General features: G+C 67.2%; 14 protein-coding genes. 7 read left to right on the top strand and 7 right to left on the bottom strand.

Going from position 1 to position 15,005, the window contains the following annotated elements:
* Position 1 precedes the first annotated feature (1 nt).
* The 4 genes from AC3WLC_RS11090 to AC3WLC_RS11075 are packed head-to-tail and all read left to right on the top strand — an operon-like array spanning position 2 to position 4,909.
* Positions 2-1,180, top strand: a complete 1,179-nt coding sequence (locus tag AC3WLC_RS11090) for an ABC transporter permease (protein WP_493683977.1) — start codon at positions 2-4, stop codon at positions 1,178-1,180.
* 26 nt (positions 1,181-1,206) lie between these two features.
* Entirely contained in the window at positions 1,207-2,064 is an 858-nt protein-coding gene (locus AC3WLC_RS11085) for a hypothetical protein (protein ID WP_493683976.1), read from the top strand.
* Positions 2,061-3,692, top strand: a complete 1,632-nt coding sequence (locus AC3WLC_RS11080) for an ABC transporter ATP-binding protein (protein WP_493683974.1) — start codon at positions 2,061-2,063, stop codon at positions 3,690-3,692. Before AC3WLC_RS11085 ends, AC3WLC_RS11080 begins: the two co-directional genes overlap by 4 nt.
* Positions 3,692-4,909, top strand: coding sequence for a phosphopentomutase (locus tag AC3WLC_RS11075; RefSeq protein WP_493683973.1), 1,218 nt, complete (start codon positions 3,692-3,694; stop codon positions 4,907-4,909). The genes AC3WLC_RS11080 and AC3WLC_RS11075 overlap by 1 nt, the downstream gene beginning before the upstream one ends.
* 59 nt (positions 4,910-4,968) lie before the next feature.
* Here the strand turns inward: AC3WLC_RS11075 and AC3WLC_RS11070 are convergent, their stop codons facing one another.
* Together AC3WLC_RS11070 and AC3WLC_RS11065 are read right to left on the bottom strand one after the other, a co-directional pair.
* The gene (locus AC3WLC_RS11070; protein ID WP_493683972.1) at positions 4,969-6,426 is read right to left on the bottom strand and encodes a methyl-accepting chemotaxis protein; all 1,458 of its coding nucleotides are present in this window, start codon (positions 6,424-6,426) and stop codon (positions 4,969-4,971) included.
* The gene (locus tag AC3WLC_RS11065; RefSeq protein ID WP_493683971.1) at positions 6,423-6,782 is read right to left on the bottom strand and encodes a hypothetical protein; all 360 of its coding nucleotides are present in this window, start codon (positions 6,780-6,782) and stop codon (positions 6,423-6,425) included. Before AC3WLC_RS11065 ends, AC3WLC_RS11070 begins: the two co-directional genes overlap by 4 nt.
* Positions 6,783-6,972: 190 nt before the next feature.
* On the opposite strand from AC3WLC_RS11065, the gene AC3WLC_RS11060 reads away from it, so the two are divergent.
* Together AC3WLC_RS11060 and AC3WLC_RS11055 are read left to right on the top strand one after the other, a co-directional pair.
* Complete coding sequence (locus AC3WLC_RS11060) at positions 6,973-7,401, top strand: TadE/TadG family type IV pilus assembly protein (RefSeq protein ID WP_493683970.1); 429 nt, start codon at positions 6,973-6,975, stop codon at positions 7,399-7,401.
* A gap of 33 nt (positions 7,402-7,434) precedes the next feature.
* Positions 7,435-9,114: a pilus assembly protein TadG-related protein gene (locus AC3WLC_RS11055; RefSeq protein WP_493683969.1), complete on the top strand. Its 1,680-nt coding sequence runs from the start codon at positions 7,435-7,437 to the stop codon at positions 9,112-9,114.
* A 3-nt stretch (positions 9,115-9,117) separates the two neighbouring features.
* On the opposite strand, the gene AC3WLC_RS11050 is transcribed toward AC3WLC_RS11055, so the two are convergent.
* The 5 genes from AC3WLC_RS11050 to murA all read right to left on the bottom strand — a co-directional run bounded on the left by AC3WLC_RS11050 (position 9,118) and on the right by murA (position 13,237).
* Positions 9,118-9,525 carry an arsenate reductase/protein-tyrosine-phosphatase family protein gene (locus AC3WLC_RS11050; RefSeq protein WP_493683967.1) on the bottom strand — a complete coding sequence of 136 codons (408 nt, stop codon included), beginning with the start codon at positions 9,523-9,525 and terminating at the stop codon, positions 9,118-9,120.
* A gap of 46 nt (positions 9,526-9,571) precedes the next feature.
* Positions 9,572-10,045 carry a UPF0262 family protein gene (locus AC3WLC_RS11045; protein ID WP_493683966.1) on the bottom strand — a complete coding sequence of 158 codons (474 nt, stop codon included), beginning with the start codon at positions 10,043-10,045 and terminating at the stop codon, positions 9,572-9,574.
* Between the two features lie 46 nt (positions 10,046-10,091).
* Complete coding sequence (gene hisD / locus AC3WLC_RS11040; protein WP_493683965.1) at positions 10,092-11,384, bottom strand: histidinol dehydrogenase; 1,293 nt, start codon at positions 11,382-11,384, stop codon at positions 10,092-10,094.
* Between the two features lie 26 nt (positions 11,385-11,410).
* Positions 11,411-11,851: a DUF2948 family protein gene (locus AC3WLC_RS11035; RefSeq protein ID WP_493683964.1), complete on the bottom strand. Its 441-nt coding sequence runs from the start codon at positions 11,849-11,851 to the stop codon at positions 11,411-11,413.
* A gap of 96 nt (positions 11,852-11,947) precedes the next feature.
* Positions 11,948-13,237: a UDP-N-acetylglucosamine 1-carboxyvinyltransferase gene (gene murA / locus AC3WLC_RS11030; protein WP_493683963.1), complete on the bottom strand. Its 1,290-nt coding sequence runs from the start codon at positions 13,235-13,237 to the stop codon at positions 11,948-11,950.
* Between the two features lie 727 nt (positions 13,238-13,964).
* Between murA and AC3WLC_RS11025 the strand changes: the two genes are divergently transcribed.
* Positions 13,965-14,927 (top strand): enoyl-CoA hydratase-related protein, encoded by a 963-nt coding sequence (locus AC3WLC_RS11025; RefSeq protein ID WP_493683962.1) that lies wholly within the window; start codon positions 13,965-13,967, stop codon positions 14,925-14,927.
* Positions 14,928-15,005 lie beyond the last annotated feature (78 nt).

Raw genomic sequence — 15,005 nt, 5'->3', positions numbered from 1 at the left:
GATGAGCGACACCCTCCTCGACGCCCCGCCGCCGGTCCTGCGTTCGACTGCACCCGCAGCTGCGCCCCCGCAGATGAAGCAGGGCTGGCTCAAGCTCTCGCCGATCAATCGGCGCCGCCTCGACAGCTTCAAGGCCAACAAGCGCGGCTGGTGGTCGTTCTGGATCTTCCTCACCCTGTTCGTGCTCTCGCTCTTCGCCGAGTTCATCGCCAACGACCGGCCGCTGATCGTCCGCTACAAGGGCGAGACGCTGTTCCCGGTCGCCGTCAACTATCCCGAGGAGAAGTTCGGCGGCTTCCTCGCCACCACCGATTATCGCGACCCGACGATCGCCAAGGAGATCGCCAGCAATGGCTGGGCGATCTGGCCACCGATCCGCTACTCCTACCGCACGCACAATCTCGACCTGCCGGTGCCGGCCCCTGCCCCGCCGACCTGGATGCTCAAGGACGAGCAGTGCCGTCCCATCGCCGAGCGGACCGGCGGCATGACCTGCCGCGAGCTCGAATGGAACTGGCTCGGCACCGACGATCAGGGCCGCGACGTCGTCGCGCGCCTGATCTACGGCTTCCGCATTTCCGTGCTGTTCGGGCTGATCCTGGCCTCGATCTCCTCGGTGATCGGTATCGCCGCCGGCGCGATCCAGGGCTATTTCGGCGGCTGGACCGACCTGATCTTCCAGCGCGTCATCGAGATCTGGACCTCGATCCCGGCGCTCTACCTCCTGATCATCGTCGCCGCGATCATCACGCCCGGCTTCTTCGTGCTGCTCGGCATCCTCTTGCTGTTCTCCTGGGTGGCGCTCGTCGGCGTCGTCCGTGCCGAATTCCTGCGGGCGCGCAACTTCGAGTATGTCCGTGCGGCGCGTGCGCTCGGCCTCTCCAACCGGGCGATCATGGTCAAGCACCTGCTCCCCAACGCCATGGTGGCGACGCTGACCTTCCTGCCCTTCATCCTCAACGGCTCGATCACCACGCTGACCTCGCTCGACTTCCTCGGCTTCGGCCTGCCGCCTGGCTCGCCCTCGCTCGGGGAGCTCTTGGCGCAAGGCAAGGCGAACCTGCAGGCGCCCTGGCTCGGCCTCTCCGGCTTCGCCGTGATCGCACTGATGCTGTCGCTGCTGATCTTCATCGGCGAAGCGGTGCGGGATGCCTTCGACCCGAGGAAAACCTTCGCGTGACCCCGCTCTTGCAAGGAAAGCAGGACATGGAGCGCATCGTCCTAGAGCGATATCATAGCTCGTTGTTCCCACAGCATATTCGCGAGCGCGTCGGGACCGACCGAATTGTGAAGGTGACGATCGAAGAAAGCGATATCGACGAGAAGGAAGCGACCGCATTCGATCAGGCGATCATCTCGGCAGTTGCCGATCTGGACAACGGAAAGGGTATCTCCGCGGAGCGTGCACTGGCTGCTCTCTTCGCGCGCTTTGGCCCTGACCTCGGCAGCACTTCAGCGAGTAGCTCACTGAAGCTGTATTTGGCACCGAGTGCCGAAGCTGCTCTTCATCAATTTGGTGCCGAGGTCAGGGATGTTAGGCCGGACCATGCCTCGACCGAATTCCGCAACCTACTCGATCACTTTCTTGAAAAGCCGGTCGACGGACACACTATTCAAGTCCCGGGCATCAACGACCTGATTATCAGCGAATATCGGATGCATTACGTCACGCATCGCTTGAAAGGCGATGTGCGGGAGATAATCCGGATTTCGAGGCATGACCATGACGTCAAGGGATATCGCTTCACCAAAAAGTTGACCGCCTTGGAATGGACCAAGCTCGGCGTAGACGTCACACACCCTATCGCCGTCGTGGAAGATCGCTACAGCGGTACATACTCAGGGGGTCGGTGGTTGGCGGTTGCCGCTGCAGACGCCTTTGAAAACGGGCTTACTCGCATTGCGTTTTGCGTCGAGGACGGCGCCGGGCCATCAGGCCAAGACGGTGACGCAAGGGACTTCTGGAGTGAGCCGCCAGCTTGGATCGCCGTTGGCGACACAGCCGAAGCAGCAATAGAGGCCTTGCGAAAGCGAGTGCTTTCCGAAGAACCCCCTGAAATATGACCTCTCCTCCCCTCCTCTCCGTCCAGGACCTCTCCGTCGCCTTCCGTCAGGGCGGGCAGGAGACGCTCGCGGTCGACAAGGTCTCGTTTTCGATCGCAAAGGGCGAGACGCTGGCGCTGGTCGGCGAATCCGGCTCGGGCAAGTCGGTCTCGGCGCTGTCGATCCTGAAGCTGCTGAACTACCCGGCGGCGCATCACCCCTCCGGCAAGGTGCTGTTCAACGGCCAGGACCTGATCGCGGCCGACGAGGACGCGATGCGCAAGGTCCGCGGCAACGACATCACCATGGTGTTCCAGGAGCCGATGACCTCGCTCAACCCGCTGCACCCCATTGCGCGGCAGATCGGCGAGATCCTCGAACTGCACAAGGGCCTGCGCGGCGAGAAGGCGCGCGAGCGGACACTCGAACTGCTGACGCTGGTCGGCATCCGCGATGCGGCGAGCCGGCTCGACGCCTATCCGCACCAACTTTCGGGTGGGCAGCGCCAGCGCGTGATGATCGCGATGGCGCTCGCCAACGAGCCCGACCTTCTGATCGCCGACGAGCCGACCACGGCGCTCGACGTCACCGTGCAGGCGCAGATCCTGACGCTGCTGAAGGAGCTGCAAGCGCGGCTCGGCATGGCGATCCTGTTCATCACCCACGATCTCGGCATCGTCCGGCGCATTGCCGACCGGGTCTGTGTCATGCTGAAAGGCAAGATCGTCGAGCACGGGCCGGTCGCCGAGATCTTCGGCAATCCCCAGCACGCCTATACGCAGCGCCTGCTCGCCGCCGAGCCGAAGGGCCGGCCGGAGCCGGTGCCGGAGGGCGCGCCGATCCTGCTGGAGGCGGGGCCGGTCAAGGTCTGGTTCCCGATCAAGACCGGGCTGCTGCGGCGCACGACAAGCCATGTGAAGGCGGTCGACGGCATTTCGGTCAAGGTGCGCGAGGGCGAGACGCTCGGCATCGTCGGCGAATCCGGCTCAGGGAAAACCACGCTCGGCCTCGCCATCCTCAGGCTGATCGCTTCGGAAGGGCCGATCGTCTTCCTCGGCGACCGTATCGACGGGCTCAAAAGCAAGGCGGTCCGGCCCAAGCGCAAGGACCTGCAGGTCGTCTTCCAGGACCCCTATGGCTCGCTCTCGCCGCGCATGTCGGTCGCCGACATCGTCGCCGAGGGGCTCACCGTCCAGCAGAAGGGGCTGAGCTATCAGCGTCAGCGCGAGATCGTGGCGCAGGCGCTCGCCGATGTGGGCTTGGATCCTGCGACCATGGATCGCTATCCGCACGAATTCTCCGGCGGCCAGCGCCAGCGCATCGCGATTGCCCGCGCCATGGCGCTCGATCCGAAATTCGTCGTGCTGGACGAGCCGACCTCGGCACTCGACATGTCCGTGCAGGCGCAGATCGTCGAGCTGCTGCGCGGGCTGCAGGCCAGGCGCAAGCTCGGCTATCTCTTCATCAGCCACGACCTCAAGGTGGTCAGGGCGCTGTCGCACCGAGTAGTGGTGATGCAGAACGGCAAGGTGGTCGAGGAAGGGCCGGCGGAAGAGATCTTCCAGCGCCCGCGCGAAGCCTATACGCAGGCGCTGCTCGCCGCCGCCCTCAACCTCGAGCCGGCGAACAGCGCCGCGGTGCGCGACTGATGGCGCGCGCCATCCTGATCGTGCTCGATTCCGTCGGCTGCGGCGGCGCCGAGGATGCGGCCGCCTATGGCGACGAGGGCTCCGACACGCTCAGCCATATCGCTGAAGCCTCCGCGGAGGGGCGTGGCGACCGCGACGGGCTGCGCAGCGGACCGCTCCACATCCCCAACCTCGCCCGGCTCGGCCTCAGCCATGCCTGCGAGGCTTCGACCGGCAGGCCGCTCGCCGGCGTGGCGCGGCCAAAGGCGCCGCAGGGGCAATATGGCTACGGCGTCGAGGTTAGTCAGGGCAAGGACACGCCATCAGGCCACTGGGAGATCGCCGGCTGCCCGGTGCCGTTCAAATGGGGCTATTTCACCGCGCTGGAGAACACCTTCCCGCCAGACCTCGTCGCCGCGATCATCCGCGAGGGCGCCCTGCCCGGCATCCTCGGCAACAAGCATGCCTCGGGCACGGCCGTGATCGACGAGCTGGCCGAGGAGCATATCAGGACCGGCAAGCCGATCTGCTACACCTCGGTCGACTCGGTGCTGCAGATCGCGGCGCATGAGGAGCATTTCGGCCTGGAGCGGCTCTACGCGCTCTGCAAGACGGTGCGCGTCCTGGTCGACCCGCTCAGGATCGGCCGCGTCATCGCCCGGCCCTTCGTCGGCACCAAGGAGACCGGCTTCACCCGCACCGGCAACCGCAAGGACTTCGCCATCCCGCCGCCGGACGAGACCATTCTCGACCGGATGACGGCCAAGGGCCGGCCGGTCGTCACCGTCGGCAAGATCGGCGACATCTTCGCCCATCGCAGCACCGGCGAGGAGATCAAGCCCTTCGGTAACGCCGCCATGTTCGCGGCGGCGCTGGAGGCGTTCGCGAAGTTGCCCGATGGCGGCTTCTGCTTCGTCAACCTGGTCGATTTCGACACCGAATACGGCCATCGCCGCGATGTTCCCGGCTATGCGGCTGCGCTGGAGGCCTTCGATCGCGATCTGCCGAAGCTCGAAGCCTTGCTCAAGCCCGGCGATCTCGCCGTCATCACCGCCGACCATGGCAATGATCCGAGCTGGCCCGGCTCCGACCATACGCGCGAGCATGTGCCGATCCTGGCCTTCGGACCGGGTGTGACAGCCGGCCCGATCGGCCGCCGCGAAAGCTTCGCCGACATCGCGGCGACGCTCGGCGACTGGCTGGACGTAGACGCTATCGGCCCCGGCCGCGCCTGGTAGCTTTTAATCTTATCGCATTTTCTTCGCGCGAACCGGTATCCCCTCCGCTCGACAATGCTCTACGCCGCCGCGACCCGCTCGCAGAACTCGGCCACTTCCCGGCGGATGCGCTGCGCCTGCGAAGCCAGATCGTCGGAGGAACTCTGCAGGCTGCCGGCGGCGGCATAGGTACGCTCGGTCACCGCCTCGAAGCTCTGCAGGCTCTGGGCGCTGCGGCTGACGCCGTCGGAGGAAATCTGGACCTCCCTGGCGATCTCGGCAGTGGCGCGGTCCTGCTCGCCGACCGCATAGGCGATCGCGATCGAGACCGTCTCGACCTCGCCGATCGCCGAGACGATTTCGCGGATCGCCTTGAGCGAGCGCTGCGAGGCGGTCTGGATCGCCTCGATCGAGCGCGCCACCTCCGCCGTCGCGGTCGCGGTCTGCGAAGAGAGCGTCTTCACCTCGCTGGCGACCACGGCAAAGCCCTTGCCCATGGCGCCGGCACGGGCCGCCTCGATCGTCGCGTTCAATGCCAGCATGCTGGTCTGCGCGGCGATGCCGCGGATGATCTCCACCACGGCGCCAACGCTTTCGCCGGTGTGAGCCAACGCCTCGATCTCGGTGCTGGCGGCACGCGCCAGCTTTGCCGCCGATTGCGAGCTGTCGGCCGTCTGCGAGACATTGCGGCCGATTTCGGCGATCGAAGAGGCGAGCTCCTGGCTGGCCGCCGCGGTCTGCTCGATACTGGTCGTCATCTCGGTCGAGCCACGCGAGACAAGCGCGATCTGCTGGCGCGCCCGGTCGGAGGCGCCGGTGAGGCCGCGGGCATCGACCTGCATCGCCTCCGACGCCTTGTCCAGGACGGCCATGGCGCCGTCCATCTCGTCGCGGAAATGCTCGACCATGGCGCGCAGGCGCTGGGTGCGCGCCTCCGCATCGTCGGCAAGGGCCCGTTCGCGTTCGCTCGCCAGGCGCTCGCGCTCGGCAACCTCCTCGGCGCGGCGCAGATTGGCATCGGTCTGCGCGAAGATGCGGGCGGTCATCACCGCGATCACCGCAAGGAATGCGGTCTCGACCACCACGATGACGGCGTGGAGCAGGACCCGCAGCAGATTGCCGCCCTGGTAGAAGACAGCGGCGGGCAGGACGAATTGCAGCACCAGATGATGCGCTGCCGTAAGCGCGGCGCCCAGGATGATCGGCCGCCAGTCGCAGAAGCCGGCGAGCAGTGCCAGCACGGCGAAGTAATACATGTGCATGTCGGGCTGCCAGGGGTGCCCGGAGAAGACGGCGACCAAAATGGAAACCTGGCCGATCAGGGCGATCGCGATCGCGCATTGTGCCGGCAGCGTGGCCCCGACGCTGCGATAGGCGATCAGGGCTGCGAGCGCCAGCATCAACGCGCTGAGCGCAGGGATCAGCCCGTCGCCGGCCTGAGCTAGAGACGCCAATGCGAGCAGCGGAACATGAAGGAAAGCAAGGCCGATGAGGCAGCGCGCAACCAGATCCCGAAGGCCGGGCAAAGTCAAAGTCATGAGCGGCTCGCTTCGGCCTCGGGTGAGATGATGCAGCCGGCCAGGCCATCAAGGCGCAGCATCAGCAGCGCGCCGGACGGCCTTGCTGCCGTCTCCGGCGCGAGAACGACGACGAAGGGTGCCGCTCCCTGCCGCAGGATCCTGGCGCCGGAGGCCAGGCTGCGCGCCATCGCCTCCTCGCCGGAGACCCAGGGCGGGAAGATCGCAGCCAGCGGGATCGGAGCCCCCGCGACGGGGCCGGGCAGGCTTGCGAGTGCCAGGAAGCCGGAGCAGAGCGCCAAGCCTGCGATCAAGCCGATGTCGCGCCACTGCCTGAGCCGGGAACGGGATGCGGTCGATATCGCGACGGGGCTCATCCTCGGCTCGGCTTTCGGCATGGCTAACGTAACGTTGCCCTCAACAACGTTCCTGCCCCCCGTCTCTTAAATTTCTGTTAAGCGCTTTCCAGACCTTCACAGCCTGGACCAGGGCAAGAGTACAACTTTTACGTTTCATCAATTGCCTGCTGCCACAACTTATAGTTGTGAAAATGACAGGCAGCACGCCATGCGCAATCCGCCTCTCGCACTTGGAACCGATCAATCGGCCAGCACGGCGGTCGAATTCGCCTTCGTCGCTCCAATCCTGCTAATGCTCCTGTTCGGGATCATCGGCTACGGCCACGCCTTCGGCGTGTATCACGGCGTGCAACAGCTCGCCGCGGAAGCGGCGCGGGCGTCCGTCGCCGGACTCGACGATGCCGAGCGCGAGCGGCTGGCCCGCGATTTCATCACGCGAAGCATCGGCTCCTACGCCTTCCTCGAACCGAACAAGCTGACGGTCCGGACGAGCGCCCTCGGCGCCCCGGCACCGAGCTTCGAGGTCACGGTCGTCTACGACTACTCGGACAGCATCTTCAACCGGCTCAGCTCGATCGTCGCGCTGCCGATGCCGATCGTCGAGCGCCGCGCCGTCGTCCAGCGCGGCGGCTACTGACCCGATCCGGTATCGGCCGACAAGGAGGCCATCATGATGCGCTCGCTCCGGAGGTTCCTCGCCGACCGCCGCGGCCTCTCGACCATCGTCTTTGCCGGCTCGTCCCTGGTCCTCTTCGGCTTCGGCACCATGGCGGTCGATGTCGGGAGCTTCTTCTACCAGAAGCGCCGGCAGCAGACCGCCACGGACCTAGCGGCTCTCGCCGCCGCGGCCGACCTCGAGCGCGCTTCGAGCGCAGCCCGGGCGAGCGCCGGCCGCAACGGCTTTTCGGCGGACACCGTCGAGATGGTGCAGACCGGCATCTATACGCCCGATGCACGACTGGCGCCCGAGGCGCGCTTCCGGCAGGGTTCCGGGTCGGCGGCCAATGCCGCCCGCATCGAGATGCGGGCGACCACGCCGATGATCCTCGGCCGTGTCCTGGCCCCCAGCCTGGGCGGCGAGAATGGCGACGTCGCCATCGTGACGCGCGCGACAGCCGCGCAGGACGCGCAGGCGGCTTTCGCCATCGGCTCGCGGCTGGTCCGCGTCGAGGGCGGGGCTCTCAACGGCCTGCTCGGCGGCCTGCTCGGAACCAGCCTGTCGCTATCGGTGATGGACTATGAGGGGCTGGCGCGAGCAAAGATCGACCTGTTCGGCTTCGCCAAGAGCCTGGCGACGCGCGCCGCGATCTCTGCCCTGACCTTCGACGAGGTCATCCGCGCCAGTGTCCGCATCGGCGACGTCGTCCTGGCCGCCCAGGATGCGGCCCGCAACCAGGGCGCGGGCAGCGATGCGATCGCGGCGCTGGGGCGCCTCGCCAGCGCCGTGGGCGGCTCGGGCCAGCGCGTCAACCTGCAGAGCCTCGTCTCGTTCGGCGTCTACGGCAGCCGGCAATTGAGCGAGGAAGTGCCGCTCAAGGCATCGCTGGCTGCGCTCGACCTGATCTCAGCCGCGGCCCAGATCGCCAATGGCACGCGCCAGCTCGATCTCGGGCTCGGAGTCAACGTGCCCGGCCTCGCCTCCGTCTCGCTCAAGCTCGCCATCGGCGAACGGCCGGTCGGGACCAGCCTCGTGCGCGTCGGCCGGACGGGCGCGAGCGTCCACACCGCCCAGACGCGCCTGCTGCTGACGCTCACCCTCGTCGGCAGCGGCCAGGCCTCGCTGGTCAAGCTGCCGCTCTATCTGGAGCTCGCCTCCGCGACCGCCCGCCTGACCGCGATCTCCTGCGGAGCCGGCGACATCACCAGCTCACGTGTGACGCTCGGCGTGACCCCGGCCGTGGCGGATGCCTGGATCGGACAGGTCTCCAATACCGAGTTCAGCAATTTCACCACGAGGCCGAATCCTCCGGCCGCGACGGTGCTCGACCTGCTCGGCCTCGCCAAGGTGACGGCCCGTGCCCATGTCACGATCAGCAATACCAGCGAGACCCCGGTCAGCTTCAGCTACGCGGAGATCCAGCGCGTCGACAAGAAGACGACCTCGACCCAGAATTTCGTCGCGAGCCTATTGTCGCGACTGGTCGGCGATCTCGACCTGCGCGTCGAGCTGCTGGGGCTCGGGCTTCCCATCCCCGGCCTGGACGGGGCGGTCTCCGGCGTCATCGCCGGCGCCGCGGCACCGCTCGACCAGGTGCTGACGAGCCTGCTCAACACGCTCGGCATCGGGCTGGGACAGGCCGACAGCTGGGTCAGCCGCGTGCGCTGCGGCGGGGCGGTCCTGATCCAGTAGAGGTCAGGACCGCAATCTCGTCTTGATCCGCTGCATCAACCCGTCGCGGACGGCCCGATAGGCGTCGAGCACCTGCTCGCGGGAGCCCTGGACGATGGTCGGGTCCGGGGTCGGCCAGTACTCGACCTCGGCGGCGAGGGTGCGGGTGAGTTCCAGCGCCTTGTGGTGCGCCTCGGGCGAGAGCGAGATGATCAGGTCGAAATTGAGCCCTTCCCATTCCTCCAGCTCCTCGACCGTCTTCGGCTTGTGCTTGTGCGCATCGATGCCGATCTCATCGAGGACAGATAGCGCGAAGGGGTCGAGCTCGCCCTTGCGCTTGCCGGCGGCGGACTGGACATAGATCGACTTGCCGAAGAAGTGCTTGGCCAGCGCCTCGGCCATGGGCGAGCGCACCGCGTTGTAGGCGCACATGAACAGTACGCTCTGGAGTTTGCGCGATACGGGCGGCTCCAAGCGCTCAGCCCTTCCAGTGCAGCGCGTAGATCAGCGTGAAGAGGCGGCGGGCGGTCTCGTTGTCGATCTCGACCTTGTTCGACAGCCGCTCGACCAGCAGGACCGCGGCCTCGTCGTGCAGGCCGCGGCGGCCCATGTCGATCGCCTCGATCTGCGCGGGCGTCGAGGTGCGGATGGCGGCGTAATAGCTGTCGCAGACCAGCTCGTAGTCCTTGATGATACGCTTCAAAGGCGTCAGCGAGAGATGGTGGGTGACGACCGGCGCGCCGTCCGCACTCTTCACCTCGAAGGCGAGCCGCCGTTCGACCAGGGCAAGGTGGACGGCGTAGGGACCGCCATCGAAATCCGGCAGGGCGAAGTGGTTGCGCTCGATCAGGTCGTAGATCGCGACGGCCCGCTCATGCTCCTGGTCGGCGCTGCCGCGCCCGAGCGAGGCCTCGTCGAGCGTGACGGCGACCAGATGGTTGCGTTCCGACATGTCCCCTCCGCCAGCTCCGGGCAGGCGCAGAATCGCCTGCCTGTCGTCAGCCGTTGAGTCGGATCGTCACGGAACGCGCGTGAGCCTGCAAGCCCTCGGCCTCGGCAAGCTCGGTCGCGGCGCCGGCGAGCGCCCGCAACGCCTCGGGATCGCATTTCAGCAGCGAGGTACGCTTCATGAAATCGGGGACGCCGAGTCCGGAGGAGAAGCGGGCCGAGCGGGCGGTCGGCAGGACATGGTTCGAGCCGCCGACATAGTCGCCGATCGCCTCGGGCGTATGCCCGCCGAGGAAGATCGCCCCGGCATTGCGGATGCGCCCGGCCAGCCCCTCGGCGTCGGCGGCGATGATCTCCAGATGCTCCGGCGCGAGCCGATCGACCAGCGGGATCGCCTTGCCGAGCGCTTCGACCAGGATGACCGCGCCGAAGTCGCGCCAGCTTGCGCCCGCGATCTCGGCGCGCGGCAACGTCTTGAGCTGCCCTTCGACCGCGCGCTCGACGGCGTCGGCCAGCACCGCATCGTCGGTGATCAGGATCGACTGGGCGGCGGTGTCGTGCTCGGCCTGGGCGAGCAGGTCGGCGGCGATCCAGTCGGGATTGGCACTGGCATCGGCCAGGACCAACACTTCCGAGGGGCCGGCGATCATGTCGATGCCGACCGTGCCGAAGACCCGGCGCTTGGCGGCGGCGACATAGGCGTTGCCGGGCCCGACGATCTTGGCGACGGGCGCGATCGTCGCGGTGCCATGGGCGAGCGCGGCGACAGCTTGCGCCCCGCCGATCCGGTAGATCTCGTCGATGCCGGCGAGCCTGGCCGCGGCGAGCACCAGCGGATTGCCCTCGCCGCGCGGCGTCGGCGCGACCATGACGAGGCGCTCGACCCCGGCGACCTTGGCCGGCACCGCATTCATCAGCACAGAGGAGGGATAGCTTGCCGTGCCGCCGGGCACATAAAGCCCGACGGCCTCGACCGCGCTCCAGCGCCAGCCGCTCTCGACCCCGAGCGCATCGCGCGACCAGGAATCGGCCGGCTTCTGGCGCAGGTGATAGGCTTCGATCCGGGCACGAGCCGTCTCAAGCGCGGCGAGCTGCTCGCGGCTGCAGGCGGCAACGGCCGCCTCGATCTCGCTGTCGGTGACGCGCAGGGTCTGCGGCGTCAAGGTGAGCTTGTCGAAGCGCTCGGTGTAGTCGATCAGCGCCGCATCGCCGCGGGCGCGGACATCGGCGATGATCGCGGCGGCGACCTGGTCGACGTCCTCGGAAACCTCGCGCTTCATCGCGAGCAGGGCAGAAAACTCCCGCTCGAAACCGGCGTCGCGTGCGTCAAGCCTGATCGGCATGGGGATATCCTGACCGCAGGTGTGGTTCAGCCGGCGTCCGGGTGGGCAGGCGTCGCGACGGCTTCCCAGATCGGACCGAGATCCTTCATCTGCGCCTCGATGCACTCGACATCGAGGCGGATGGCGGCGCCGTCGGAGAAATGCAGGGTCACCTGCCCGGCCGGGTCGTCGCTCCCGGTGAAGGTGACCGCGAGCAGGCTGAGCACGGCGTCGCCCGCCGCGATCTTGGTGCTGCGGGCGGCCGTGACGCGCTCGAAATGCAAGGCGGAGAGCCGGCGGCGCTTCTGCCCCTGCGCCGCGCCTTCCCAGTCAAAACGGCGCAGCGCCAAGGCGAAGCGTTTCTCGCCCGGCAGCCAGGCGATGTCGCCGCGCTTCAGCACCGCATCCTGCAGATGTGCCGAGATCACCGACAGGTCGTCGGTGTCCAGGGCGATCAGCTTCAGCGGCTCGGCGGCGGGATCGGACATGGAGACTCTTGTCTTATCGCATTTTCTTCACGCGAACCGGTGTCCACTTCGCTCGAAAATGCTCCAGGCCCTATCTGGCGAGGCTATCGCCTATCGTCAACCGCTGATGCGCTCGACCTGCGCGCCGCAACGGCCGAGCTTGGCCTCGAGCGCCTCGAAACCGCGGTCGAGATGGTAGACGCGGTTGATCATCGTCTCGCCCTCGGCGACGAGGCCGCCGATGACCAGCGAGACCGAGGCGCGCAGATCGGTCGCCATCACCGGGGCGCCGGTGAGCTTCTCGACGCCGTCGACATAGGCCGCATCACCGTCGAGCCGGATCTTGGCGCCGAGCCGGGCGAGCTCCTGCACATGCATGAAGCGGTTCTCGAAGATCGTCTCGCGAATGCGCGAAGTGCCCTTGGCCTTGGTCATCAGCGCCATGAGCTGGGCCTGGAGATCGGTCGGGAAGCCCGGGAACGGATCGGTGGTGACGTCGACCGGTTCCAGCGCGGCGCCATTGCGGCGGACGCGGATGCCTTCATTGGTCTCGGAAACGTCGACGCCGGCCTGGCTCATCACGTCCAGCGCCGCCTGCAGCAGGTCGGCGCGCGCGCCTTCGAGCAGGACGTCGCCGCCGGTCATCGCCACAGCCATGGCATAGGTGCCGGTCTCGATCCGGTCCGGCAGCACGGCATGATGAGCGCCGCCGAGGCGCGAGACGCCGTGGATGGTGATGGTGGAGGTGCCGGCCCCTTCGATCTTGGCGCCCATCTTGTTCAGGCAAACGGCGAGGTCGACCACCTCGGGCTCGCGCGCCGCGTTCTCGATCACCGTAGTGCCGTCGGCAAGGACAGCGGCCATCAGCGCGGTATGGGTGCCGCCGACCGTGACCTTCGGGAAAACGATCTCGGCGCCCTTGAGGCCCTTCGGGGCGCGGGCCAGCGCGTAGCCGCCCTCGATGGTGATGGTGGCGCCGAGGCGCTCCAGCGCCATCAGCAGCAGGTCGACCGGGCGGGTGCCGATAGCGCAGCCGCCGGGCAGCGAGACCTTGGCTTCGCCCATGCGGGCCAGGATCGGCGCGATCACCCAGAAGCTCGCCCGCATGGTCGAGACCAGCTCATAGGGCGCACAGGTGTCGACGATCTGGCGCGCGGTCAGCGCCACCGTCTGGCCGGTCTCGGCGCTCTGGCCGATGCGCTTGCCGGCGACCGAACGATCGACGCCGTGATTGGAGAGAATACGCGAGAGCGCGCTGACGTCGGAGAGGCGCGGGACATTGGTCAGCGTCAGCGTCTCGTCGGTGAGGAGGCTCGCGATCATCAGCGGCAGCGCCGCATTCTTCGCGCCTGAGATCGGAATGACGCCATTGAGGCGCTGGCCGCCGGTGATGCGGATACGGTCCATAGGGCTCGTCCTGCTGGACAGCCGGCGGGAGATGCCGGCCGGAAAGGGTGGGATCAGGACCGGGGGGAGTCGGCCTGGGTGGGCGGCGGCGTGTCCTCGGCCGTCGTGTCCGAGGCGCGCCGAGCCCTTGCCTGCGCCTTGCGGCGCTTGAGATTCTCGCGGAGGGCGGCGGCGAGGCGCGCCCTTCTCTCATCCTCGGCTTCGGTCTGGCGGCTCAAGGCGTCAGCTCGTGGGAATGCCTGCAACCCTGGGGCGGCAGGCGTTGGTTCATGGTTAGCCGCTCAACCCGGCCCGGACAAGACCGGGGCGGCGACACAACCTTCCTTGCACGATCGATTGCGGCACAACTGCGGCGCTGCCGGTCTCCGGATGGGACAGCCCTGCCCCAAGGCAGCCGGCGCCTCCCCGCCGCCCGCCCGAACGGCACATCGCCGCCCGCCGCACCCGACGGCCCGCAAGATCCCGCTGCGATTGGTAAAATTTTTATTATCTCGGCAACCCTGACCGACGAGTGATATGCTGGCACGCCCATTGCGTGCATCGACGGCAACGATAGCGGCGACAGCAGGACAACCGATGGATGCGTTTCCAGGCCATGAGCCGACTTCGGCATTAACGGACAAAGTTTAACGAAATTAACCATTTCCGGCAGTTTGCGTTTACAGATTATTAACTTTCTCTACCCTTGGCGGCGTCGAGGGGTGCGAGACGAGGCGGAGACGAGACGATGTTTCAGAGCTATGCACCGACGGCAGGTGGACAGGCCGCTGCCGAGCTCGCCGGTGGAGAGGTGATCGAGGCGATCCGCCATCACGCCGGCTTCCTGCCGGAGGTCCAGCTCGCCTATGAGCAGGAGCTGCGCCTGCTCTGGGTCACCATCAAGCCGGAGCTGAAGCCGGTCTTCACGCTGCAGCTGCTCGAGAGCCTCGGCAAGGTGCAGCAATCGATCATCGACCTCTGGGGTGCGCCGGACCAGTATCACAACGCGCCGGTGCGCTTCCTCGCCTTCCGCGGCACGGGGCCGTTCTTCACCCTCGGCGGCGATCTCGACTTCTATCTCGACTGCCTCGCCAAGAACGACCGCCCGGCCTTGGCGGAATATGCCAGGCTCTCGGTCGAAGGTGCGCTGCGCAATGCCAGCGGCCTCAACGGCATGGCCATCACCCTGTCGACGATCCACGCCAAGGCGATCGGCGGCGGCATCGACGCGCCGCGCTCATGCAACATCATGATCGCCGAGGAGCAGGCCTCGTTCGTCTACCCCGAGATCAAGTTCAACCATTTCCCGATCACCGCTGTCGGCGTGCTGTCGCGCCGGATGGGCCCGCGCGCTGCCGAGCACATGCTGCAATCCGGCGAGGAGATGAGCGCGGCCGAGTTCCTGGCGGCCGGCGGGCTGGAAGCGGTGGTGCCGACCGGCACGGGCGAGGACTGGATCCGCAAATACGCCTCCGACTCGCTGCCGATCCACGCGGCGCGCACCGCCCTGTTCTCGGCCTTCAACCGCCGTGCCGGCAACCTGCGCGAGGAGCTCGAATATCTCGGCCAGCTCTGGACCGACTGCATGCTGCGCCTGCACCCGAGCGCGATCTCCAAGCTGCAGCGCATCGCCCAGACGCAGGACCGCATGCTGGCGCGCGTCTACCAGCGCGGCCCCGAGGAGGCGCTCGCCCACGCCGGCGCCGCCTGAGCGGAGAGCGGAAAGTCCCGGCGCGGTCGGCGTTCGCGTCGATCGCGCGACTCCGCCGCGTAACCCTCATGAAACTTT

It is taken from the genome of Allobosea sp. GW821-FHT03A12 (assembly GCF_058986765.1).
Note: the sequence above shows the minus strand (reverse complement) of the source record. Positions and strands in the feature narration are given on the sequence as shown.